This is a genomic window from Marinobacter sp. LV10R520-4, from assembly GCF_002563815.1.
Taxonomy (GTDB): Bacteria; Pseudomonadota; Gammaproteobacteria; order Pseudomonadales; family Oleiphilaceae; genus Marinobacter.
This window is the reverse complement of record NZ_PDJM01000001.1, coordinates 3706681-3728719: the sequence shown is the minus strand read 5'-3', so window position 1 is coordinate 3728719 and position 22039 is coordinate 3706681. Positions and strand designations below refer to the sequence as shown.

Here is a 22039-nt window from a genome sequence, read left to right as displayed (position 1 = left end):
TCAGCGGTCCACGTCGGCCATAACGAAATCGATACTGCCCAGATGCGCGATCAAATCCGGCACAAAGCCGCCGCGCATCAGCACAGGAATCTGCTGCAGATGCGGAAAGCTTGGCGTGCGAATTCGCGTGCGGTAGCTCATGGTGCCGCCGTCACTGGTCAGGTAATAACTGTTGATGCCCTTGGTGGCTTCAATCATCTGCAGCGATTCGTTGCCGGGCAGAACCGGCCCCCAGGACACCTGCAGAAAATGCGTAATCAGGGTTTCAATATGCTCAAGCATGCGCTCCCGGGGTGGTGGCGTGGTCAGCGGATGATCTGCTTTGTAATCGCCTGCGGGCATGTGATTGATGCACTGTTGAATGATCTTCACACTTTCACGCATCTCGTCGATGCGCAGCTGGCCACGGTCAAAGACGTCGCCGTTGTGTGCCAGCGGTATCTCGAAGTCGAAATTCTCATAGCCCGAATAGGGTCGCTTCTTGCGCAGGTCGAAGTCGCAACCGGTGGCCCGCAAGTTGGGACCGGTAACGCCCCAGGCCAAGGCATTGGCAGTATCGAAGGCGGCGATGTGTTTGGTGCGATCCCATACCAGGGAGTTTTTCATCATCGCACGCTCGTATTCGTTGAGCCGGGCAGGCATCCAGTCAACGAAGCCCTGCATGAGCCTGTCCCAACCTTTCGGCAGATCCTGCATTACGCCACCGATGCGATACCAGGCCGGGTGCATACGAAACCCGGTGATCGCCTCAATCACGTCGTAGCCCTTCTGGCGGTCGGTAAAGGTATAGAAAACCGGCGACATAGCGCCAAGATCCTGCAAATAAGTGCCCAGAAATAGCAGGTGGCTGGTAATACGAAAAAGCTCTGCCATCATCACCCGAATGGTCTCGATGCGGCCATTCACTTGTATGCCGGCAAGCTTCTCCACCGCAAGCACGTAGGGCAGATTGTTCATTACGCCGCCCACGTAATCGATACGGTCGGTGTAGGGAATGAAGCTGTGCCAGGACTGGCGCTCGGCCATTTTCTCTGCACCACGATGGTGGTAGCCGATATCCGGCACGCAGTCGATGATCTCCTCGCCGTCGAGCTGCAATACAAGGCGAAATGCGCCATGGGCGGACGGATGATTCGGCCCCAGGTTAAGAAACATGAAATCAGTTTCATCGTTTTTACGTTTCATGCCCCAGTCTTCAGGCTTGAACTTCAGGGCTTGCTGTTCTCGTTCCTGGCTCGCCACGGTTAGGGTATAAGGATCAAATTCGGTCGCTCTGGCATGGTGATCCTTACGTAGTGGGTGGCCCTGCCAGGTAGACGGCATCAAAATGCGGGAAAGGTTGGGGTGTCCGTCAAAGTGAACACCGAACATGTCCCAGACTTCGCGCTCGTACCAGTTGGCGTTGGGGTAGACCGGGATCACTGTAGGCAAAGACAGATCCTGCTCGAGGAGCGCCACCTTAAGCATGATGTCGCGATTGCCCGATACGGACAGCAGCTGATAGAACACAGTGAAATCGGCTTCGGGCAAGCCATGGCGATGACTGCGCAGGCGCTCGTCAACCGCTGACAAATCAAACAGCATCTCGAATGGTTCGGGTAGCTTGCGCAGCGTTGCCAGCACCTCAACCAGTGCGTCCCGGCTCACCCACAACACCGGCATGCCCGTCAAAGTGGGCTGTTCATGGAGCACCTGGTCACCAAAGCGCTCTCGCAGCATTGCCACGAGGGAGCTGGCCCGATGGTCGGGAGCGGCTGCCGCGCTGGTGTTGGGGTTAACAACACTCATTTTAACAGTGTCCCTCTCGCTCTAAGGTGCGTGAGAATATCTGGAAATTCTTGGGTTAAACGCTGTCCGGTGTTCGCAGCTCTGTCACCTGAATACGCCGATCGCGATGCTTCTCTCGCTGGGACGGCATTTCTGCGCGGTACACGCCCTGGTCGCCAACTACCCAGGATAGCGGCCGACGTTCCTCTTGAATCGAGTCTTGCAGCAGCTGCAAGCCCTGCAAAAAAGCTTCCGGGCGCGGCGGGCAGCCGGCCACGTAAACATCCACAGGCAAAAACTTGTCAACCCCCTGCACTACCGAATAAATATCGTACATGCCACCAGAATTGGCGCAGGAGCCCATGGAAATCACCCACTTGGGTTCGAGCATCTGGTCGTAGAGTTGCTGGATAATCGGCGCCATTTTCACAAAACAGGTGCCGGCAATAACCATGAAATCCGCCTGGCGTGGAGAAGCACGAATGACCTCGGCACCGAAACGAGCGATATCGTGGGGCGAGGTAAACGCCGTGGTCATTTCCACATAACAGCAAGACAGGCCGAAGTTATAGGGCCACAGGGAGTTTTTGCGCCCCCAGTTCACCGTCGAATTGAGGGCATCTTTAAGCTTGCCGGTGTACACGCTGCGGTGCACCTGGTCCCTCATCGGGTCTTCGACGTGTTGTTGTTTACCTAAGGGGTAGCGATCGTTTTCTGCTGCCACTGCATCTTCGGCCCGAGTAAGGGTGTATGCCATGGTGTGCCTCCCAGATGAAAACCAATAAGTGATTACTTTCCTCGATGTAGCCGTTCGCGACCTACGGGAGCCCAATCCAACGCACCAGAACGGTAGTCATACACCAGCCCTGCGAGAAGTATGCCGATAAATATTGCGGCACCCCAGAAGCCGCCCCAACCCACCTCGCGCACCGACACGGCCCAGGAAAACAGGAACATGGCTTCGATATCAAAGATTACGAAGAGCATTGCGACCAGATAGAACTGGATGGAAAAACGCTGGCGTGCGCTACCCGTGCCGATGATGCCGCTTTCGAAAGGCAACCCTTTGCTGGGCCCCTGACTGCGCCCGCCGAGCAGCGCAGACACGCCGATCATGAAAGCGCACAGGCCTATGACTGCCAGAACAAAAAGCCCGGTGGCCCAGTACTCGGCAATCAACACTGTCCCGCCCTGTTGCATAGTTATCCTGCTAATGGCTTCTGTGATTTGCCGTCCAAGGAACCCACCGAGATTGGCAACAAACTCGCTTATGTTGCCAATCATTAGTCAGTCCTAAACTAGAAGGCGCTTATGGTCTTGTCAAGGGCGCCTGTCGATTAAGCCCATCTCAAAGGTCATGCGCGCCAGTGGCCGCCCTTCCGATCATCTGCTACGTTTAATTAAAATCGGGAGCCCCCCCGACCTTACAACCCACATGCTGTGGAGAGTTTCTCATGTCATCCAACAGTTTCAATACCCGCGATACACTCAAAGTCGACGATGCGACCTACACCATCTATCCTATCGCCTCGATCGTATCGACGGCGCGCAGCGGCTGCCTACAGCCTGAAGGTGTTACTGGAAAACCTGCTGCGCAACGAGGATGGTGAGCGAATCACCCCCGAGCAGATTCAGACTCTGGCCGAGTGGCAGCCGAAAAATGTGCGCACACAGGAAATACAGTACACGCCGGCGCCGGCGCGGGTGCTGATGCAGGATTTCACCGGTGTGCCGTGCATTAATTCGAACGCAACGCAGAACGCTACCAGCTGCTGCGCTGGGGCGCGCAAACGTTAAACGATTTCAAGGTTGTTCCGCCTGACACCGGCATCTGCCACCAGATTAACCTCGAATACCTGTCCCGAGTGGTGTTCACCCGCGAGACTCCCGATGGAACCCTTGCCTACCCGGACACCCTGGTAGGCACCGACTCACACACGCCGATGGTCAACGGCCTGGGCGTGCTTGGCTGGGGCGTGGGCGGCATTGAGGCTGAAGCTGCTATGCTCGGCCAGCCGATCAGCATGCTCATGCCTCAGGTACTCGGCTTCAAGCTCACCGGGGAACTGAAGCCGGGCACTACCGCCACCGACCTGGTACTTACGGTGGCTGAGTTGCTGCGCAAAACCGGCGTAGTTGGGAAGTTTGTCGAGTTTTATGGCCCTGGCCTGGCCAGTGTGCCACTGGCCAATCGCGCTACCATCGGCAACATGAGCCCCGAGTACGGTTCGACCTGCGCCATCTTTCCCATCGACGACGAGACCCTTTCCTATCTGCGCCTGACCGGGCGGCCCGAGCATCAAATCCGCCTGGTCGAGGCCTATGCCAAAGAACAGGGCTTGTGGCACGACCCGGAGCACGAGGCCGAATATTCCCAAATCCTGGAGTTCGATCTTGGCAGCGTCGAGCCGTCGCTGGCCGGGCCCAAGCGCCCGCAGGACCAAGTGCCACTGCGCATTGCGCCGAATACGGTCTGCGCGCTGCTTGCCGGTCAATCCCAGGCTGACGCGCTGCGGGTCGGTCTTGACGCAGCCTCTGATGCCTCCTTTCCGGCGAGCGACCCGATCTCGATCATACATAGTGATCCCAGCGATGCGCCGCGAGCGCTTCCCGACGATGGCTGCGGCGCCGAATGGTCACCCAACCCTATCCCGATAACCCTGGCTGATGGCAGCCAGGGTGAAATCGACCACGGTTCGGTGGTGATCGCCGCGATCACCTCATGCACCAACACCTCCAACCCGTTGGTCATGCTCGGCGCCGCATTGCTGGCCAAAAATGCGTGGAGAAAGGACTGGTCAGCAAACCCTGGGTCAAAACCTCGCTGGCGCCCGGCTCCCGGGTGGTCACCGATTACATCGAGCGCGCCGGCTTGACGCCGTATCTCGAAAAGCTCGGTTTCCATCTGGTGGGCTACGGTTGTACCACCTGCATCGGCAACTCCGGACCGCTGATCCCCGAAGTCGGCGCCGCGGTCAACGACAACGATTTGACAGTGTGCTCAGTGCTGTCCGGCAATCGCAACTTCGAGGGCCGGATTCATCCCCAGACGCAGATGAACTTTCTGGCCTCGCCACCGCTTGTGGTGGCCTATGCTCTGGCCGGCAGCCTGCACGTTAACCTGCTGCACGATCCTTTAGGTGAAGACTCTGACGCAAGCCGGTCTATCTGCACGATATATGGCCCTCGTCACAGACCATCGAGGACACGATCGCTGCGAATCTGCACGCCGGGATGTTCACCGATGGCTATTCCGATCTCTACGCTGGGGACGAACGCTGGCAGGGCATGGATATTGCCGAGGGTGATACTTTCCAGTGGCAGCCTGATTCGACCTACGTGCGCAAGCCGCCGTTCTTCGACGGTATGGAGCGCGATCCTGCTCCCTTGATCGATATCATCGGCGCCCACCTGGCTCCCGACACCGAGGGTGGCTTCACCCGCGATTTCACCCGGGCCGATGCGCCGGTCACCACCATCTACGAGGCCGCCGAGAGCTATGCTGCGGCCAAGACGCCGCTGGTGATCCTGGCCGGCAAGGAATACGGTTCGGGTTCTTCCCGTGATTGGGCGGCCAAAGGCACGGCCCTACTAGGTGTGCGCGCGGTGATTGCCGAGTCCTACGAGCGCATCCACCGCTCTAATCTGATCGGCATGGGCGTGCTGCCGCTGCAGTTCCTCGATGGCCAGAATGCAGAGACCCTCGGGCTGACCGGCGAAGAAACCTTCGCGATCAAAGGCCTGGCGAGTGCCGAGACCCCGGCTCATGAGCTGCGTGTCTCAGCCACCGACTCACAGGGCCAGACCCGGACATTTGATGCCATCGTGCGCATCGACACCCCGGCTGAGGCCGATTACTACCGGCACGGCGGTATCCTGCCTTATGTACTTCGACAGTTGCTGGAGCCGGGAGAGGCCAGTCGATAGCTCAATCGCTGGCATGGTGAAACATCACAGTGGGCCCTTTGATGGGGCGAGGAGATAAACATGCTGATCAAGTCGCCCGATGAACTACCACGCAAGACGCTATTCAAGCGCTTTCCCATACCCCATAACGCACAGGTTCCGCCTGAGTTTCGCATTCAGCCGGGTAAGGTTGCCAGCGTCAGTGTAACAGGCCGCCAGATTCCGAGCGCGAGGCGATAATTGCTGATGTGAAGCAAGTCGCCAAAAGTAGCAAATACAGCTACTTCTACATTGGGTTACACAAGCCCGAACGATTACGAGTCAGCCGTTATTGAATTGAGAAAAGCAGCTTAACTGGGTTGTCACAAAACGCTTGACCACTCCACTGCTGGAGGGAGACCGCAAAGGTCAACAAAGCATCCGCACAAACAAGCAGTGGCGTATGTGTTTCCGATGGACAGAGGATGGCCCTGAAGATGTTGAAATTACTGGTTATCACTGAGGAGAATGCAAAATGACGCGTAATGGTATGCGCCCCATTCATTCGGGAGATTCTTCGGGAGGAGTATTTAAACCCGCTGGAAATGAGCGTTAATGCGCTTTCCAAGGCGCTACATGTTCCGGCAACCCGGATGAATGAATTGTCCGGGAAAACCGGGGAATCACCGCGGATACGGCGCTCCGGCTTGCTCGCTACTTCGGCACCAGTGATCGCTTTTATCGTCACGATCCTGAAACGCAGAATAAACAAAGCGCCAATCCGAGCTACCCGGAAGGACGGGAATTCCTACTGCGCTCAGGCTTCCATCTTCTCGATGTGGCCATGAGACAGAGCGCTGTGACGTAACGCGAGGCGTTGGCGTGGATCTTAGTGCCCTCCAGACTGGTAGTGCCCAGCTTGAGCAGCTTCATACCAAGCGCTACGCGGAGAGCCTGAACAAACAGATCGGTCAACTCGTCGAGAAATCGCACCAAATGGCCTCGGGGCAACCAATCGCCAACGGACCGCGGGAAGTAGATAAGATGTCTGGCCGTCAATCGAACAAAATTTCACTTATCGCACCGGTGGCTAAGACCCCAATCAACTGCTACGTTCAATTGACATCGGAAGTTTTGTCGGTCGGCGTATCGCCTCGTGCCAAACACGAGCCTGTCGTGAGTCTTCCCTCCGGACCTACAACTCGCGAGCTGCGTGTCGCAGACACCGACCCGCAGGCCAGACTCGAACGCTTGACGCTTGATTGTTATGCAAAGGATGACTGTGTAATGCAAATCGGAATTATCGGACTGGGCCGCATGGGCGGTAATATGGCGCAACGCCTGATGGCGGCCGGCCATGATGTGGTCGTGCATGATGGTGATGCCGAGGCGCTGGGCAGACTCGCGGCGCTTGGTGCCGAACCTGCACGGACGCCTGATGAACTGGTCGGGCATTTGACCGTGCCACGGGTGATTTGGTTGATGGTTCCCGCCACCGCGGTGGCGAATGTCATTGACACCCTGAGCCCCTTGCTCGACACCGACGATATCCTGGTCGACGGCGGCAACTCCCATCATCGTGATACGCGTTATCGAGCAAAGAGCCTGGCCGAAAAGGGTGTTGCCTTTGTCGATGTCGGTGTGTCCGGTGGCATATGGGGATTGGAGCAGGGGTACTGCCTGATGATCGGTGGCGCTGACGCGCCGGTGGCTCGTCTGGCTCCGCTCTTCCGCACTCTGGCGCCCGGCAGGGGAAGCACCATGGCACCCGTACCTCTGGGAAATGACAGCGACACCGCGGCAGAAGGCTATCTGCACTGCGGCCCCGCAGGGGCCGGTCATTACGTGAAGATGGCACACAACGCCATCGAATACGTGCTCATGGCCGCCTATGCCGAAGGTTTCGAACTGCTTCGCAATGCCGGCCACGATCGGCAAAGCCCCGATGAGCTTCCCGCCTCCTGCGACAGTCCGGAAGCCGTCGATTACGACTTCGATGTCGCGGAAATCGCCCAGCTTTGGCGGCAAGGATCGGTGATCCGTTCCTGGCTTCTCGATCTGACCGGTGAGGCATTAGCCGTCGATCCCGCCCTGATCGCTCATGATGGCCGAGTAGCAGATTCGGGAGAAGGACGCTGGGCGCTGCAGACAGCCATCGCGACGGAGACGGCTGCACCGCTACTGGCCCAGGCATTGTTCCAGCGCTTTACCAGTCGGGATCAGGCGCGCTATGGCAACCGCCTGTTATCGGCCATGCGTGACGGGTTCGGAGGGCATGGGCCGAGTAGTCGCAGATAACGCATCATGGACATGCTGCAAAGTGCCGCCACTAGGGCTACTGAGCCGCGCTGGTGAACGCAACTGGCGAGCCCAGTGGGACAATGTACTGATAAATTTCATGATTGTTCACCTCATGGTGAAACTGCCGGGCAGGCTTGTGGCCCACCCGAACGTTTGTGAACTCAGAATGCGCTGATGCGCGCCTCGTAGCCGACTTCACGCACCGCCGAAAGCAGCTGTTCAGCCTTGATTTGTTCGGCATCGTGCTCGACCTCGATGCGTCCGGTCGCGAAATGGACCTTGGCATTAGTCACACCCCCGAGCCGGCCCAGCGCTTTCTCGATCTTGGTAATGCAGGAAGGACAGTTCAACTCATCACTACGCAGTAGGGTCTTCATCTCTCATCTCCTGTCTGTGTTTGGGTCACGACTAGAATGAGTGATGTGCGTGGTGTGTTACATGAGCCGCAACAAGTAGCTCCATTGATTTGTCATAAAATGCGGAAAATGCACAGACAGGCTAGATTTCGTCCGCCAGACGGGCCAGGTTCGTGCGATTGCGTATCCACTGTCGGCCGGTTTCGATGTCACCGCTTCGCCGTAACCCGGAAATGACGCGACTCACGGTCTCTGAGGTCGTAGCTACCATGGCGGCAAGATCCTGCTGCGACAGCGGCGACTGGATCAGAATGCCACCGTCGTCGGCTTCACCCAACCGGTCGGCTAGACGCACCAACACACGTGCGATCCGTGCCTCCACCGGCAAGGTACTGATCGCGCGGATCGTCGCTTGAGCCGCCTCAAGATCACGGGCAACGGCATCAAGGACGTTCAATGCCACCTCGGAATAGGTGCGCAACAGATATCGAAAGTCGGTGATCGTGATCACCAACACGCAACAAGTTGTCTGCGCGAATGCGTTCTGCGGGTAGCAGCGCTGGCCGAGCATGGTCAGGCCACCGAATAAATCGCTCGGCCCCAAAAGGCCGAGCAGCACCTCCTCCCCAGAGGCGCTGTACTGAAGCAGCTTGACTGTGCCGTGGGCAGCGAACGAAAAAGCTTTCGGGAAACCACTAAAAGGAAATGCAGGTGACCGAGGTATGACACACGATTTGAAAAGCCTGTCACCCGCATACTTTGGCATGGTGATGGCTACTGGCATCATCTCGCTAACCGCTCACATGTTGGGTTTTGAGCTGATAGCCATCAGCCTGTTCACTGTAAACATAGGCTTCTACGGGATTTTGTGGGCTGCTACGTTTGCCAGGTTTCTGAGGTATCGCCGAGAATTCCTGCTCGATGTTATAGACTACCTTCGTGGTCCCGGGTTTTTTATCCTGCCTGCCAGATCCAGTGTTCTTGGCAGCCAGTTCATTATGTTGACGGATTACACTCTGGCCGACCGAATTCTCTGGGTGTTTGCCATACTGCTTTGGCTGACGCTGACCTACACCATATTTACCGCGTTCACGGTCAAAGAGGAAAAGCCATCACTAGATAAGGGCATTACGGGCGGGTGGCTACTGGCAGTGGTGGCAACCCAGTCAATTGCAGTACTCAGTGCGTTGATAGCGGTGGATATGCCGCAACCTTACAAACTGGGCATTAACTTTTTGGCGCTATCCATGTGGCTCTGGGGCGGCATGCTGTACATTTGGATGATGTCGTTAATTTTCTATCGCTATACGTTTTTCAAGTTTTCCCTTAGGGTCTGTTGACAATTTCTCGTAAGTCTTTGAAAGGTAATAGAAAGCTCGTATAATAAAGCTCCACAACAACAATCATACAAGCCCACAATGCCCAGATACATGCTCACAGAGGAGCTGTGGTCTTGGTTTCATAAAAATATTGCTTCAATTCAGTCTGTGTAACAAGGTAGGTCTGCGCAAAACAGTCGAAGGCATTCTGTTCAGAATGCAGACCGGTGTGCCCTGGAGAGATCTGCCAGACCCTTTCGGCAAATGGAATTCTGTCTACAAAGCGTTCAATTACTGGTCGAAAAAAGGCATCTGGAAAAAGCTCTTCGACGTGCTGAAAATAGACTCCGATCTGGAATGGGTCTTCATTGATGGCAGTTATGTGAAAGCACACCAGCACAGTGCCGGAGCCGCTGGTGGCTACGACGAGAATATCGGTAAAAGCAGGGCTGGAAGGCCGTTTTACCGCTGCCCTGCCCGGCCTTCGTCAAACCGGTGGCTGGCATCACCGCCAACGCGCAGCACGAGCTGCTCGATGTCGGCAATACCGAACTGGTGCCTTGCGCTGCAGACCCCATCATGTGTCGCTAGACTCGGGTAAAGCGGAGAGGCGCTCCTTCATCCAGCTGATCAACCCCCCGCGGAGCAAGAACCGCACTTGTCGCGGCGACATGGCGTGACGCATCTCGAATTTGTACTGGCGCGTGACGTTTTCGACCACCAGTTCGCCGCCCTCCGTCAGCACGTGGCGCAGATTGGCCAGGCGCAGCACATCGCCAGCCTGAATGCCGTCGTAGTCCGCAGAATCAACGAAGGTCAGCGGTAGCACGCCGAAGTTGATCAGGTTCTGCGCGTGGATCCGCGCAAAACCCTTGGCTAGAACCGCGCGCAGCCCAAGATACTGAGGGCCTAGTGCAGCGTGCTCTCGGCTTGATCCTTGGCCATAATTGCTGCCACCCACCACCACGTGGCCGGGCACCTGCTTGGCTCGCGTGGCGTAGGTGGGATCGATTCGATCGAAGGAGAACTCGGCGATCTTGGGAATGTTGCTGCGAAACGGCAGCACCCGCAAACCGGGTGGCATGATCTCATCGGTGGAAACATCGTCCGCTGCCTTGAGCAGAACCGGCACTTTGATTTCATCAGGCAGCGGCTCGAAGTTCGGCAGCGAAGCGATGTTCGGGCCCTTCACAAGGTCCACGTGCAGCGCCTCCTCAAGCGGTAACGGCGGCATGAACATCGCGCGGTTGATAATCGGGTGGTCTGGGTCCGCGATGCGTGGATAGGAGATGCCAAGCGTGCGCGGGTCGGTGATCACGCCGGTGAGCGCGGACGCCGTGGCGGTCTCCGGACTGACCAGGCACACCTTGTCCTCGCGGGTGCCTGAGCGGCCAGGAAAGTTGCGTGGCACCGTGCGCAGAGAAATCTCGTTTGTGGCTGGCGCTTGACCCATGCCGATGCAGCCGTTACAGCCAGCTTGGTGCAGCCGCGCGCCAGCGTGCAACAAGTGGGCTACGTGCCCGTCGCGCACCAAGGTTTCGAGCTGGGCTCGGGACGTGGGGTTGATGTCGAACGACACGCGGTCGTTGACTTTACGATCCTGCACCATCATCGCGGAAACGGCGAAGTCACGGTAGCCGGGATTGGCCGACGATCCAATGTAGGTCTGGTAGATCCGCTCGCCGGCAACCTCGCTGACCGGGCGCACGTTCCCAGGGCTGGACGGCATGGCGATCAGCGGCACCAGGCTGGACAAATCAATCTCTTCATTCACATCGTAGGTTGCGTCTGCATCCGCGGCCAGCTCGACCCAATCCTCTTCCCGCTGCCAGGCGCGCAGGAAACGGTGCACCTCCAGATCGGAAGGGAAAACGGTGCTGGTCGCGCCAAGCTCGGCGCCCATGTTGGCGATCACGTGCCGATCCATCGCGCTCAACGTGGCCAGCCCCGGCCCGTAATACTCAATAATCCGGCCCACTCCGCCGTCGACGCCGTGGCGGCGCAACATCTCCAGAATCACGTCCTTGGCGCTCACCCAGTCCGGCAAGCTGCCGGTGAGCTTCACGCCCCAGATCAGCGGCATACGTGTGAAGAACGGTTCGCCCGCCATTGCCAGCGCCACTTCCAGCCCACCAGCGCCGATGGCCAGCATGCCAATTGCGCCGGCGGCCGGCGTGTGGCTGTCAGAGCCAAGCAGCGTCTTGCCCGGTTTACCAAAATTTTCCTGGTGGCACGGATGACTCACCCCGTTACCAGGTCGCGAGTACCACACGCCGAAGCGCTGGCAGGCGCTGCGCAGAAAAAGATGATCGTCGGGGTTTTTGAAGTCTTCCTGAATGATGTTGTGGTCAACGTACTGGACGCTCACCTCAGTTTTCACCCGGTCCAGGCCCATAGCCTCCAGCTCCAGCATCACCAGCGTGCCGGTGGCGTCTTGGGTGAGTGTCTGGTCAATGCGAATCCCGATCTCCTCGCCGGGCGTCATGTCGCCGTGCATCAGATGCGACTGGATCAATTTCTGCGTAACGTTCATGCTCATGATCTTTCTCCCAACTTTGATAAGATTACGGAATCACACAAAGTTAATGTAGCAATCCTATTTTCATCGCGGCAAATTAGAGGCACCCATCAAAAACTCATCCGCCGCACGCGCGGCCTGACGACCCTCACGGATTGCCCATACCACCAGAGACTGGCCGCGCCGCATGTCCCCGGCAGCAAATACTTTGTCGACCGAAGTCTGGTAGCAACCGTCGCCATCGGTGGTTGCTTTGACGTTGCCGCGCGTATCTTTTTCGACAGCGAACGCTTCCAGCACTTGCGTCACTGGCGACACAAAACCCATCGCCAGCAATACCAAATCCGCTTTCATTTCGAATTCGGAATTTAGCACCTCCTGCATCTTGCCGTCTATCCATTCGACGCGGACTGCAATCAGCTTCTCGACCTTGCCGCCCTTCCCTTCGAAACGCTTGGTCGCAACCGCCCAATCCCGGTCGCAACCCTCTTCTTGTGACGAGGAGGTACGCAACTTGATCGGCCAGTACGGCCATACCAACGGCTTATCCTCTTGTTCCGGCGGTTGCGGCATCAGCTCAAATTGCGCCAAGCTGGCTGCGCTATGACGGTTGCATGTGCCTACGCAGTCTGAACCGGTATCGCCACCACCGATAACGACGACGTGCTTACCGCTAGCCATGATCTGGTTATTGACTTTGTCACCTGCATCCACCTGATTTTGCTGCGGCAGGAAATCCATCGCAAAATGGACGCCTTTCAGCTCACGGCCAGGCACCGGCAGATCGCGCGGCAATTCAGCACCGCCCGCAAGGATGATAGCATCGAAATTTTGATCGAGTTGCTTGGGCGAAATGGTTTCTTTGGTCCAGTTAATGATGTTTGACGGGAAATCTTCGCCGATCAACACACTGGTACGGAACTGCACACCTTCGGCTTGCATCTGCTCGATGCGGCGGTCGATATGCGACTTTTCCATCTTGAAGCCCGGAATGCCGTAACGCAGCAAACCGCCAATCCGATCGTTTTTTTCGAACACAGTCACATCGTGACCGACACGCGCGAGTTGCTGGGCTGCGGCCAGACCAGCTGGGCCGGATCCAACCACGGCAACTTTTTTACCTGTTTTGAAGACTGCTGGTTGCGGCATAACCCAACCGTTTTTCCAGCCCTTATCGATGATGAAATGCTCGATTGATTTGATGCCAACTGCATCGTTGTTGATGGCAAGCACACAGGCAGATTCGCACGGTGCGGGGCAGATGCGACCGGTGAATTCGGGGAAGTTGTTCGTCGAATGCAGTGTCTCTAACGCTTCGCGATAATTGCCGCTATAAACCAGCTGGTTCCAGTCGGGGATGATGTTGTTAACCGGGCAACCGGTCATGCAAAACGGGGTACCGCAGTCCATACAGCGCGCACCCTCTGTTTTCGCTTGTACATCTTTCAACGGCAGGATGAACTCTTTATAGTTCTTGACGCGTGAATCGGCCGGTAAATACGATTCTTTCTGACGCTGAAATTCCATAAAGCCCGTTATTTTACCCATTGCCTACCTCTGTCTTAGCTAACTCTCCTTGCCAGGGAGAGTGTTCGGGGTCGAATCACCATCCTGACCTTCCCCCAAAGGAGGAAGGTACTGGCGAAGCAAACTTATGTTGCGTTTTTTTCTTTCTGCCGAATAGCCACTCGCGCCGTATTCATCTCACCCAGTGCGCGCTTGTAGTCATTCGGGAACACTTTGATAAATTTGTTGCGGCCATTGGACCAGTCATCCAGCAAATTGCGTGCGCGCGTGCTGCCGGTGACCTTGAAATGGCGCTCAATCAGGCGCTTTAGAATCACCTCGTCAGTCTCACTTTGGTCACCGCGCAGCAGGCTATGCCAGATCGCGCGATCGACGTTCGCTTCTTGCTCGGCGTGGGCGAGGACAGGTTCCAGCGTGACCATCGCCATATTGCATTTGTTGGCGAAATCACCGTCAGGGTCCCACACGTAAGCAATACCGCCCGACATGCCGGCGGCAAAGTTACGACCGGTTTCTCCGAACACCACCACTGTGCCGCCAGTCATGTATTCGCAGCCATGGTCGCCGGCGCCTTCAACCACTGTGATGGCGCCGGAATTGCGCACCGCGAAACGCTCGCCGGCGACGCCGTTAAAAAATGCCTCGCCGGCAATCGCGCCGTATAACACGGTATTGCCGATGATAATGTTGTCGTCTGCCGAACCGGGAAACTCTGTATTCGGACGGACGATAATGCGCCCGCCCGACAAACCTTTGCCGACGTAATCATTGCCTTCGCCGACTAGATCTAGGGTGATGCCATGCGCCAGAAACGCGCCCGCCGATTGGCCTGCGGTCCCTAACAACTGGATGTGGATAGTGTCGTCGGGCAAGCCTTCGTGACCGTATTTTTTTGCAACGACGCCAGACAGCATGGTGCCGACCGTGCGGTTGAGGTTTCTGACCGGCAAACTGAACGAGACTTTTTTGCCATGTTCTATCGCTGCTTGCGCTTGGGCAATCAGCGTATGATCGAGGGCTTTTTCCAGCCCGTGGTCTTGTTCCTCGACGTGATAACACGGTGAGCTAGTAGGCATGACCGGCTGATAGAAAATCTTGCTGAAATCAAGTCCCTTGGCTTTCCAGTGGGTAATCGCTTGTGACTTGTCGAGCAAGTCGACGCGACCGATCAATTCATCAAACGTGCGGATACCGAGTTGCGCCATTAACTGCCGTGCTTCCTCGGCGACGAAGAAGAAATAGTTGACCACGTGTTCCGGCTTGCCGGAGAACTTGGCGCGTAGCACCGGGTCTTGTGTCGCGATGCCGACCGAGCACGTATTAAGGTGGCATTTGCGCAACATAATGCAGCCTTCAACCACCAGCGGCGCAGTCGCAAAACCGATCTCGTCGGCGCCTAACATGGCGGCGATCACGACATCTCGGCCGGTTTTCATTTGGCCATCGGCTTGTACCCGGATGCGGCTTCGCAAACCGTTCAGTACCAGTGTTTGCTGGGTTTCGGCCAAACCCAGTTCCCACGGTGTTCCCGCATGTTTGAGTGAAGACAACGGCGTGGCGCCGGTGCCGCCATCATGACCGGCGATCACCACATGATCGGCCTTGGCCTTGGTGACGCCGACCGCGACCGTGCCAACCCCGACTTCGGACACCAACTTAATGGAGATCGACGCGCTTGGATTTACATTTTTCAAATCGTGAATCAGCTGCGCCAAGTCTTCGATCGAATAAATATCATGATGCGGCGGCGGCGAAATCAAGCCCACGCCCGGCACCGAGAAACGCAATTTTGCGATATATTCAGACACCTTGTAGCCTGGCAACTGCCCACCTTCTCCAGGCTTGGCGCCTTGCGCCATTTTGACCTGGATTTGATCAGCGGAATCCAAATACGCTGCTGTCACGCCAAAGCGACCCGCCGCGACCTGCTTGATCCTGGAACGGACCGAATCGCCATCTTGCAAGACAATATCGGCTTCAATCTGGTCATGGCCGATAACGGACGCCATGGTCTCGCCCTGTTTGACCGGGATGCCTTTCATCTCCTGGCGATAACGGCTCGGATCTTCACCGCCTTCGCCGGTGTTGGACTTGCCACCGATGCGGTTCATCGCGACCGCTAACGTGGCGTGCGCTTCGGTGCTGATCGAGCCAAGCGACATTGCGCCGGTGGTGAAGCGCTTGACGATTTCTTTCGCCGGCTCAACGTCATCCAGAGCAATCGCTTTGGACGGGTCCAGCTTGAATTCAAACAAACCGCGCAAGGTCATGTGCCGCTTGCTTTGGTCGTTGATAATCTGCGCATATTCCTGGTAGGTGCTGAAATTGTTGGATCGGGTCGAATGCTGCAGCTTGGCAATCGCATCCGGCGTCCACATGTGCTCTTCGCCGCGCACGCGAAACGCGTATTCGCCACCGGCATCGAGCGCATGCGCCAATACCGGATCGCTGCCGTAAGCTTGCTGATGCAGACGCAACGCCTCTTCTGCTACTTCGACGACGCCGATGCCTTCAATATTGGACGCAGTGCCTTCGAAATACTTGTCGATAAGCGACTTATTCAAGCCGATCGCTTCGAAAACTTGCGCGCCGCAGTACGACATGTAAGTCGATATGCCCATTTTCGACATCACCTTCAACAAACCCTTGGCGAGCGCTTTCTGGAAATTCTGGATGGCTTTTTCTGGCGACAAATCACCGGATAATCTGTTGGCCATTTCCGCTAGCGTATCCATCGCCAGATACGGATGGATGGCTTCTGCGCCAAAACCGGCAAGCAGCGCGAAATGATGCGTTTCACGGGCAGAACCGGTTTCCACCACCAAGCCGGTCGACGTGCGAAAACCTGTGCTAACCAGATGCAAATGGATTGCCGACGTCGCGAGCAAGGCCGGGATCGCCACGTGCTCGGCGTCCACCTTGCGGTCGGACACGATCAGGATGTTGTGGTCCGCTTTGACCGCATCCACCGCTTGCGCACACAGCGATGCCAGGCGCACTTCCATGCCTTCTTTACCCAAGGCCACCGGATAGCAAATGTTCAGTTCGTGGGATTTAAAATTACCGCTGGTGTGGGCACTGATGTTGCGCAGTTTGGCGATGTCTGAATAGTCCAGAATCGGCTCCGATACTTCCAAGCGCATCGGCGGATTGTTGTTATTGACGTCGAGCAGGTTTGGCCTGGGGCCTATAAAGGACACCAGTGACATCACCATCGCCTCGCGGATCGGATCGATCGGCGGATTCGTTACTTGCGCGAACCTCTGCTTGAAGTAGTGATACAGCGGTTTGAGCTTGTCAGACATCACGGCCGGCGGCGAGTCGTTGCCCATTGAGCCCGTCGCTTCTTCGGCATTCAGCGCCATCGGCGACATCAATACCCTGACATCTTCTTGGGTGTAGCCAAATGCCTGCTGACGGTCAAGCAAGGATGCGCGGGTATTTGCTGCCGATGTTTGCGTTTTGATGTCGTCGAGCGTGACTTCGTGAAGCTTAATGTCGTCCAGATTGATACGCACAGAATTGATCCACGCCTCGTAAGGCTTGGCGTTGGCGTAGGTATCTTTGATTTCCTGGTCATCGATGATGCGCCCGGCTTCGAGGTCGATCAGGAACATCTTGCCAGGCTGCAGGCGCCATTTCTTGATAATTCTGGATTCGGGAATCGGCAGCACGCCGGATTCGGATGCCATCACCACCAGGTCGTCATCCGTTACGATATAACGCGCGGGACGCAAACCGTTGCGATCCAGCGTGCCACCGATGTAACGACCATCGGTGAACGCCATCGCGGCGGGGCCATCCCACGGCTCCATCATCGCGGCGTGATATTCGTAAAAGGCGCGGCGGTTGTCATCCATCAACGGGTGATTTTCCCAAGCTTCGGGGATCATCATCATCATCGCTTGCGCGATCGGATAGCCTGCCATCAGCAGCAGTTCAAGCGCGTCATCGAAGCACGCGGTGTCGGACTGCACGTCGTCAATCAGCGGGAACAATTTTTGCAAATCGTCGCCTAGCACAGTGGATTTCATCACGCCTTCACGCGCGCGCATCCAGTTTACATTGCCTTTGACAGTATTGATCTCGCCGTTGTGGGCAATCAGGCGAAAGGGGTGGGCCAGCGGCCATTCCGGAAAGGTATTGGTAGAAAAACGTTGATGCACCAGTGCCAATGCGGAAACGCAGCGCTCATCCTGTAAATCTTTGTAATAGACGCCGACTTGATCTGCCAGCAGTAAACCCTTGTAGACAATGGTACGGGCCGACATCGAAGGCACGAAAAACTCTTTGCCGTGGGGCAAATCCAGCGCCAGGATCGCGTGACTGGAAGACTTGCGAATCACGTACAGTTTACGTTCCAGCGCGTCGCTCACCGTGATGTCTGGCCCGCAACCTATGAAGATCTGGCGGATCACCGGCTCTTTTTCACGCACGGTAGGCGACATCGGCATCTCGGTGTCGATTGGCACGTTGCGCCAACCCAACACGACCTGGCCTTCGGCGCGCACCACACGTTCTATCTCTTGCTCGCACGCGATGCGGGATGTATTTGCCTTCGGCAAAAAAATCATGCCTACGCCATATTCTTCGGGCGGCGGCAGTTCAACACCCTGCTTGGCCATCTCTTCGCGATAGTACTGATCCGGCAGCTGGATCAGAACGCCCGCGCCGTCGCCCATCAACTTGTCGGCACCGACCGCGCCGCGATGGGCGAGATTCTTCAGGATGAGCAAGCCTTGCTTAACGATCGAATGACTTTTATGGCCTTTTATATGGGCGATAAAACCGATGCCGCAGGCATCATGCTCGTTGGCGGGGTTGTAAAGGCCGTATTGCTGGGCGTGTTGGATTTCGGCTTCAATGTCGTGCTTGTGCTCCACAGCGCACTCCTCATGGATGTTGCGGGAATCGGGCAGCGGCAAAATGGCGCGTTTATCCACCGTGGCGGTGGCGGACAATAATGTCGGTTTGGAGCTCATTATATGCCTTAACGGGCTTCAGTGAAGCTGTATCAGTCATGACACGGTCCTGACGAGGGCAAGCGCTGATGCGGAACAGGACTCATCGCTGTTCGGCTCCGGTGACAGAACCCTTTACCGTTACCGGTTTGCTCTGGATGAAGTTGATGCAGACTCCGTCGAGTTCTTCCAAAAACAGGGGCGCGCTCATGAAACCGCACGCATAAGGCGCCTGTCCGTCCCGGCTGCAGCCGTCGCTTTCCAGATGTTGACACGACGTGCAGACGCCGAAGTGAGGCTTGCCTCTCTCTTGCGTCACCTGACCGAGCAAGCGTTGCAACGCGCTGGCGAAGTGGCCTTGGACACTGGGGGGTAGGGATTCCGCAGCACGGACCAAGGATTCGAAGGGGTCGTTCGCGAGAATGCCCCGGGCTTTCTCGGTCAGAACTAGCCGGACACTGCGCCTGTCGTCCTCTGACCGCATGCGTGTCAAATAGCCTTGGGTTTCGAGGCTTTTGATTGTCTGTGACGCGGTACCCCGGGTTGTGGCATGGAATGCGGCAAAGGCGGACGGCGTTTGCGAGAAACGGTTGGCCTGCGCGAAGTATCTGAGCGCCGCCCATTGCGCTGCCGTCAGCCCCTCCGCGAGACCCTCGCCGGACGCTATGCGTCCCAAGTGAAAGACCAACTCCGCGTTAGCGCGACCGTTCATTTCCAACTCCTTGATCATACTTAATTTGGTGACGTCTAATTTCAAGCTCCTAAATAATTCTCTGATAATAGCGTTTAAGAACTAATTTAACAAGATTGTAGTTTCGGAGCGATACCATAATATTGCCGTATTCGTGAAGAGTGTGAGGCCCTGAACGCTTTTTGATAGGTCACCTCTTCAATATTCAGGCCATAATGAGGCCACGACAAAGACGATAGCGTTTCGATACTATATTGACAAATTCGATATGCTTATTTAGCATCGTTACGACACTAATTAAGGAAAAAATCGATATAGGCGCGCTTACCAGACATCAGGAAGAAAGCGATGGTGACCTTGGGTATTAAATGAAAACCGCAGAAAAACCGAGGCTTTTGGAGCCTTCAATGAAAGATAAGGAGCGACGATCATGGCGACCACTGATAAAGAAGTGAACGAGCTGGTCAAGCGGGAATACGAACACGGTTTCGTGACTGAGATTGAATCCGACACTTTCGAACCTGGATTGAACGAAGACGTGATTGCCCGCCTTTCCGGCCTTAAGAAAGAGCCGGAATGGATGCTTGAGTGGCGTCTGAAGGCCTATCGTCGTTGGCTGGAAATGGATGAGCCGAACTGGGCGCACGTGGGTTACCCAAAAATTGACTACAACTCAATTTCCTATTATTCCGCGCCCAAGCGCAAAGAAGACATGCTCCAGAGCCTGGACGAAGTGGATCCGGAGCTACTCAGGACCTACGAAAAACTGGGCATCCCCCTGCACGAGCGTGAACAGCTGGCAGGCGTGGCGGTCGATGCCGTGTTTGACTCAGTCTCAGTAGCGACAACGTTCAAAGAACCACTCGCCAAAGCAGGCGTGATTTTCTGCTCCATGTCCGAAGCCATTCAGGAACACCCGGAGCTGGTCAAAAAATATCTGGGCTCTGTCGTTCCGGCGGGTGACAACTTCTTTGCAGGCCTTAACTCTGCGGTCTTCTCCGACGGCACCTTCGTGTACATACCGAAAGGCGTGCGTTGCCCCATGGAGCTGTCTACGTATTTCCGCATCAACGCAGCCAACACTGGGCAGTTCGAACGCACCCTGATCATCGCCGAAGACAGCAGCTACGTCAGCTATCTGGAAGGCTGCACCGCTCCTATGCGGGACGAAAACCAGCTCCACGCAGCTGTGGTAGAACTGGTGGCCCTGGACGACGCCCAGATCAAGTACTCCACCGTCCAGAACTGGTATCCGGGCGATGAAAACGGCAAGGGCGGCATCTTCAACTTCGTCACCAAACGTGGCGCTGCCATCGGCAAAAACTCCAAGATTTCCTGGACTCAGGTCGAAACCGGCTCTGCCGTTACCTGGAAGTATCCGAGCTGCATCCTTCGGGGCGATAACAGCGTTGGCGAATTCTACTCCGTGGCGCTGACCAACAATTACCAGCAGGCCGACACTGGCACCAAGATGATCCACTTGGGCAAGAACACGTCCAGCACCATCATCGCCAAAGGGATTTCTGCCAGTAACAGCTCGAACGCCTACCGTGGCCTGGTGAAGTTTGGCCCAGGTGCAGAGGGCGCACGCAACTTTACCCAGTGCGATTCGCTGCTGATTGGCGACCGCTGCGGTGCGCATACCTTCCCGTACATCGAGAGCAAAAATAAATCGGGCATCATCGAGCACGAAGCCACTACCTCCAAGGTCAGCGACGAACAAATGTTCCTTTGTCGCCAGCGCGGTATCAACCCTGAACAGGCCGTTTCGATGATTGTGAACGGCTTCTGTAAAGAGGTGTTCAAGGAACTGCCGATGGAGTTCGCCGTTGAAGCTGGCAAATTGCTTGAGGTGAGCCTTGAAGGCTCTGTCGGTTAAATACAGAATTTCAGATTACAGATTTCAGAAGAGAGAGAAGCCAATACATGCTGAACATCAAAAATCTGCACGCGTCCGTTGGGGGTGAAGAAATCCTCAAGGGCATCAACCTGGAAATTAAAGCCGGGGAAATCCACGCCATTATGGGCCCCAATGGCTCAGGTAAAAGCACCCTGTCACAGGTGCTGGCAGGCAGTGAAACCTTTGAAGTCACCGAGGGTGAAGTCACCTTTAACGGTGAAAACCTGCTGGACCTAAAAACCGAAGAACGGGCCCGTGAAGGCGTTTTCCTGGCGTTTCAGTACCCGGTAGAGATTCCCGGCGTCAGCAACCTGCAGTTTCTGCGTACCGCCGTTAATTCCATGCGCGGCCACCGTGGCGAGCCGGAGATGAATGCGGCTGAGTTCATGAAGCATGCGAGGGAAGTGTCCATGCAAGTCGATCTGGACCCGGCCTTCCTTAAACGCGGCGTAAACGAAGGCTTTTCCGGTGGCGAGAAGAAGCGCAACGAGATTTTGCAGGCGCTGCTGCTTCAACCCAAGCTGGCCATTCTGGACGAAACCGATTCCGGGTTGGACATTGATGCGTTGCACGTGGTTTCGAACGGTGTCAACGCACTGCGCGCTAAAGATCGAGCCATCTTGATGGTGACTCACTACCAGCGCCTGCTGAACCACATTGTGCCGGACTATGTTCACGTTCTGGCCGATGGAAAAATTGTCAAATCCGGCGGGCGCGAGCTGGCCTATGAGCTTGAAGAGCGCGGTTACGGCTGGCTCAACGTGAAAGACAAAGAAGCCACAGCCAGCTCCCCAGCCGGTTAACGGAGGCCACC

At 56.3% G+C, this 22039-nt stretch carries 17 protein-coding genes and 3 pseudogenes; 9 read left to right on the top strand and 11 right to left on the bottom strand.

Translation table 11 applies throughout. From position 1 onward, the window contains the following. From nuoC to ndhC, 3 genes are read right to left on the bottom strand one after another with little or no spacing between them, the layout of a single operon-like run. Positions 1–1788 (bottom strand): NADH-quinone oxidoreductase subunit C/D, encoded by a 1788-nt coding sequence (gene nuoC / locus ATG98_RS18005; RefSeq protein ID WP_098418391.1) that lies wholly within the window; start codon positions 1786–1788, stop codon positions 1–3. A 55-nt stretch (positions 1789–1843) separates the two neighbouring features. After that, positions 1844–2524 carry an NADH-quinone oxidoreductase subunit B gene (locus ATG98_RS18000; protein WP_098418390.1) on the bottom strand — a complete coding sequence of 227 codons (681 nt, stop codon included), beginning with the start codon at positions 2522–2524 and terminating at the stop codon, positions 1844–1846. 32 nt (positions 2525–2556) lie between these two features. Then, positions 2557–2967: an NADH-quinone oxidoreductase subunit A gene (gene ndhC, locus ATG98_RS17995; protein WP_098421647.1), complete on the bottom strand. Its 411-nt coding sequence runs from the start codon at positions 2965–2967 to the stop codon at positions 2557–2559. A gap of 300 nt (positions 2968–3267) precedes the next feature. Between ndhC and ATG98_RS23070 the strand changes: the two genes are divergently transcribed. From ATG98_RS23070 to ATG98_RS21920, 4 genes and pseudogenes are all read left to right on the top strand, one after another. Beyond that, positions 3268–3564: a hypothetical protein gene (locus ATG98_RS23070; RefSeq protein ID WP_416376583.1), complete on the top strand. Its 297-nt coding sequence runs from the start codon at positions 3268–3270 to the stop codon at positions 3562–3564. Further along, positions 3537–4813: pseudogene (locus ATG98_RS23065) on the top strand (aconitase family protein); the annotation flags it as partial. The gene ATG98_RS23070 and the pseudogene ATG98_RS23065, both read left to right, overlap by 28 nt. Positions 4814–5001: 188 nt before the next feature. After that, positions 5002–5694 carry a hypothetical protein gene (locus ATG98_RS23060; RefSeq protein WP_416376582.1) on the top strand — a complete coding sequence of 231 codons (693 nt, stop codon included), beginning with the start codon at positions 5002–5004 and terminating at the stop codon, positions 5692–5694. A 60-nt stretch (positions 5695–5754) separates the two neighbouring features. Then, positions 5755–5913, top strand: a complete 159-nt coding sequence (locus ATG98_RS21920; protein WP_179888207.1) for a hypothetical protein — start codon at positions 5755–5757, stop codon at positions 5911–5913. 88 nt (positions 5914–6001) lie between these two features. Here the strand turns inward: ATG98_RS21920 and ATG98_RS23055 are convergent, their stop codons facing one another. Together ATG98_RS23055 and ATG98_RS22550 are read right to left on the bottom strand one after the other, a co-directional pair. Next, positions 6002–6424 (bottom strand): hypothetical protein, encoded by a 423-nt coding sequence (locus tag ATG98_RS23055; RefSeq protein ID WP_218925894.1) that lies wholly within the window; start codon positions 6422–6424, stop codon positions 6002–6004. Positions 6425–6472: 48 nt separating this feature from the next. Then, positions 6473–6642 (bottom strand): annotated as a pseudogene (locus ATG98_RS22550) (IS5/IS1182 family transposase); the annotation flags it as partial. A 297-nt stretch (positions 6643–6939) separates the two neighbouring features. Between ATG98_RS22550 and gnd the strand changes: the two are divergent. Continuing rightward, positions 6940–7950: a phosphogluconate dehydrogenase (NAD(+)-dependent, decarboxylating) gene (gene gnd / locus ATG98_RS17970; protein WP_098424490.1), complete on the top strand. Its 1011-nt coding sequence runs from the start codon at positions 6940–6942 to the stop codon at positions 7948–7950. A 164-nt stretch (positions 7951–8114) separates the two neighbouring features. On the opposite strand, the gene ATG98_RS17965 is transcribed toward gnd, so the two are convergent. Continuing rightward, complete coding sequence (locus ATG98_RS17965) at positions 8115–8330, bottom strand: heavy-metal-associated domain-containing protein (RefSeq protein ID WP_007349978.1); 216 nt, start codon at positions 8328–8330, stop codon at positions 8115–8117. A 121-nt stretch (positions 8331–8451) separates the two neighbouring features. Next, entirely contained in the window at positions 8452–9075 is a 624-nt protein-coding gene (locus tag ATG98_RS17960) for a Crp/Fnr family transcriptional regulator (protein WP_179888205.1), read from the bottom strand. Here ATG98_RS17960 and ATG98_RS17955 point away from each other — a divergent pair. Together ATG98_RS17955 and ATG98_RS17950 are read left to right on the top strand one after the other, a co-directional pair. After that, positions 9032–9649, top strand: a complete 618-nt coding sequence (locus ATG98_RS17955; RefSeq protein ID WP_228706198.1) for a tellurite resistance/C4-dicarboxylate transporter family protein — start codon at positions 9032–9034, stop codon at positions 9647–9649. The two genes, ATG98_RS17960 and ATG98_RS17955, sit on opposite strands and share 44 nt — an antisense overlap. A gap of 78 nt (positions 9650–9727) precedes the next feature. Then, a pseudogene (locus tag ATG98_RS17950) lies at positions 9728–10082 on the top strand (transposase); the annotation flags it as partial. Between the two features lie 123 nt (positions 10083–10205). Here ATG98_RS17950 and ATG98_RS17945 read toward each other — a convergent pair. From ATG98_RS17945 to ATG98_RS17930, 4 genes are all read right to left on the bottom strand, one after another. After that, positions 10206–12167: an aconitate hydratase gene (locus ATG98_RS17945; protein ID WP_098424024.1), complete on the bottom strand. Its 1962-nt coding sequence runs from the start codon at positions 12165–12167 to the stop codon at positions 10206–10208. A gap of 63 nt (positions 12168–12230) precedes the next feature. Beyond that, positions 12231–13694 (bottom strand): glutamate synthase subunit beta, encoded by a 1464-nt coding sequence (locus ATG98_RS17940; protein ID WP_098424023.1) that lies wholly within the window; start codon positions 13692–13694, stop codon positions 12231–12233. A 104-nt stretch (positions 13695–13798) separates the two neighbouring features. Continuing rightward, positions 13799–18655 carry a glutamate synthase-related protein gene (locus ATG98_RS17935; RefSeq protein ID WP_228706197.1) on the bottom strand — a complete coding sequence of 1619 codons (4857 nt, stop codon included), beginning with the start codon at positions 18653–18655 and terminating at the stop codon, positions 13799–13801. Between the two features lie 82 nt (positions 18656–18737). Then, entirely contained in the window at positions 18738–19346 is a 609-nt protein-coding gene (locus ATG98_RS17930; RefSeq protein ID WP_228706196.1) for a MarR family winged helix-turn-helix transcriptional regulator, read from the bottom strand. A gap of 409 nt (positions 19347–19755) precedes the next feature. Here ATG98_RS17930 and sufB point away from each other — a divergent pair, with 409 nt between their 5' ends. Together sufB and sufC are read left to right on the top strand one after the other, a co-directional pair. Beyond that, positions 19756–21204 (top strand): Fe-S cluster assembly protein SufB, encoded by a 1449-nt coding sequence (gene sufB / locus ATG98_RS17925; RefSeq protein ID WP_098418385.1) that lies wholly within the window; start codon positions 19756–19758, stop codon positions 21202–21204. A gap of 47 nt (positions 21205–21251) precedes the next feature. Next, positions 21252–22028, top strand: a complete 777-nt coding sequence (gene sufC / locus ATG98_RS17920; protein WP_098424021.1) for a Fe-S cluster assembly ATPase SufC — start codon at positions 21252–21254, stop codon at positions 22026–22028. Positions 22029–22039: the final 11 nt, after the last annotated feature.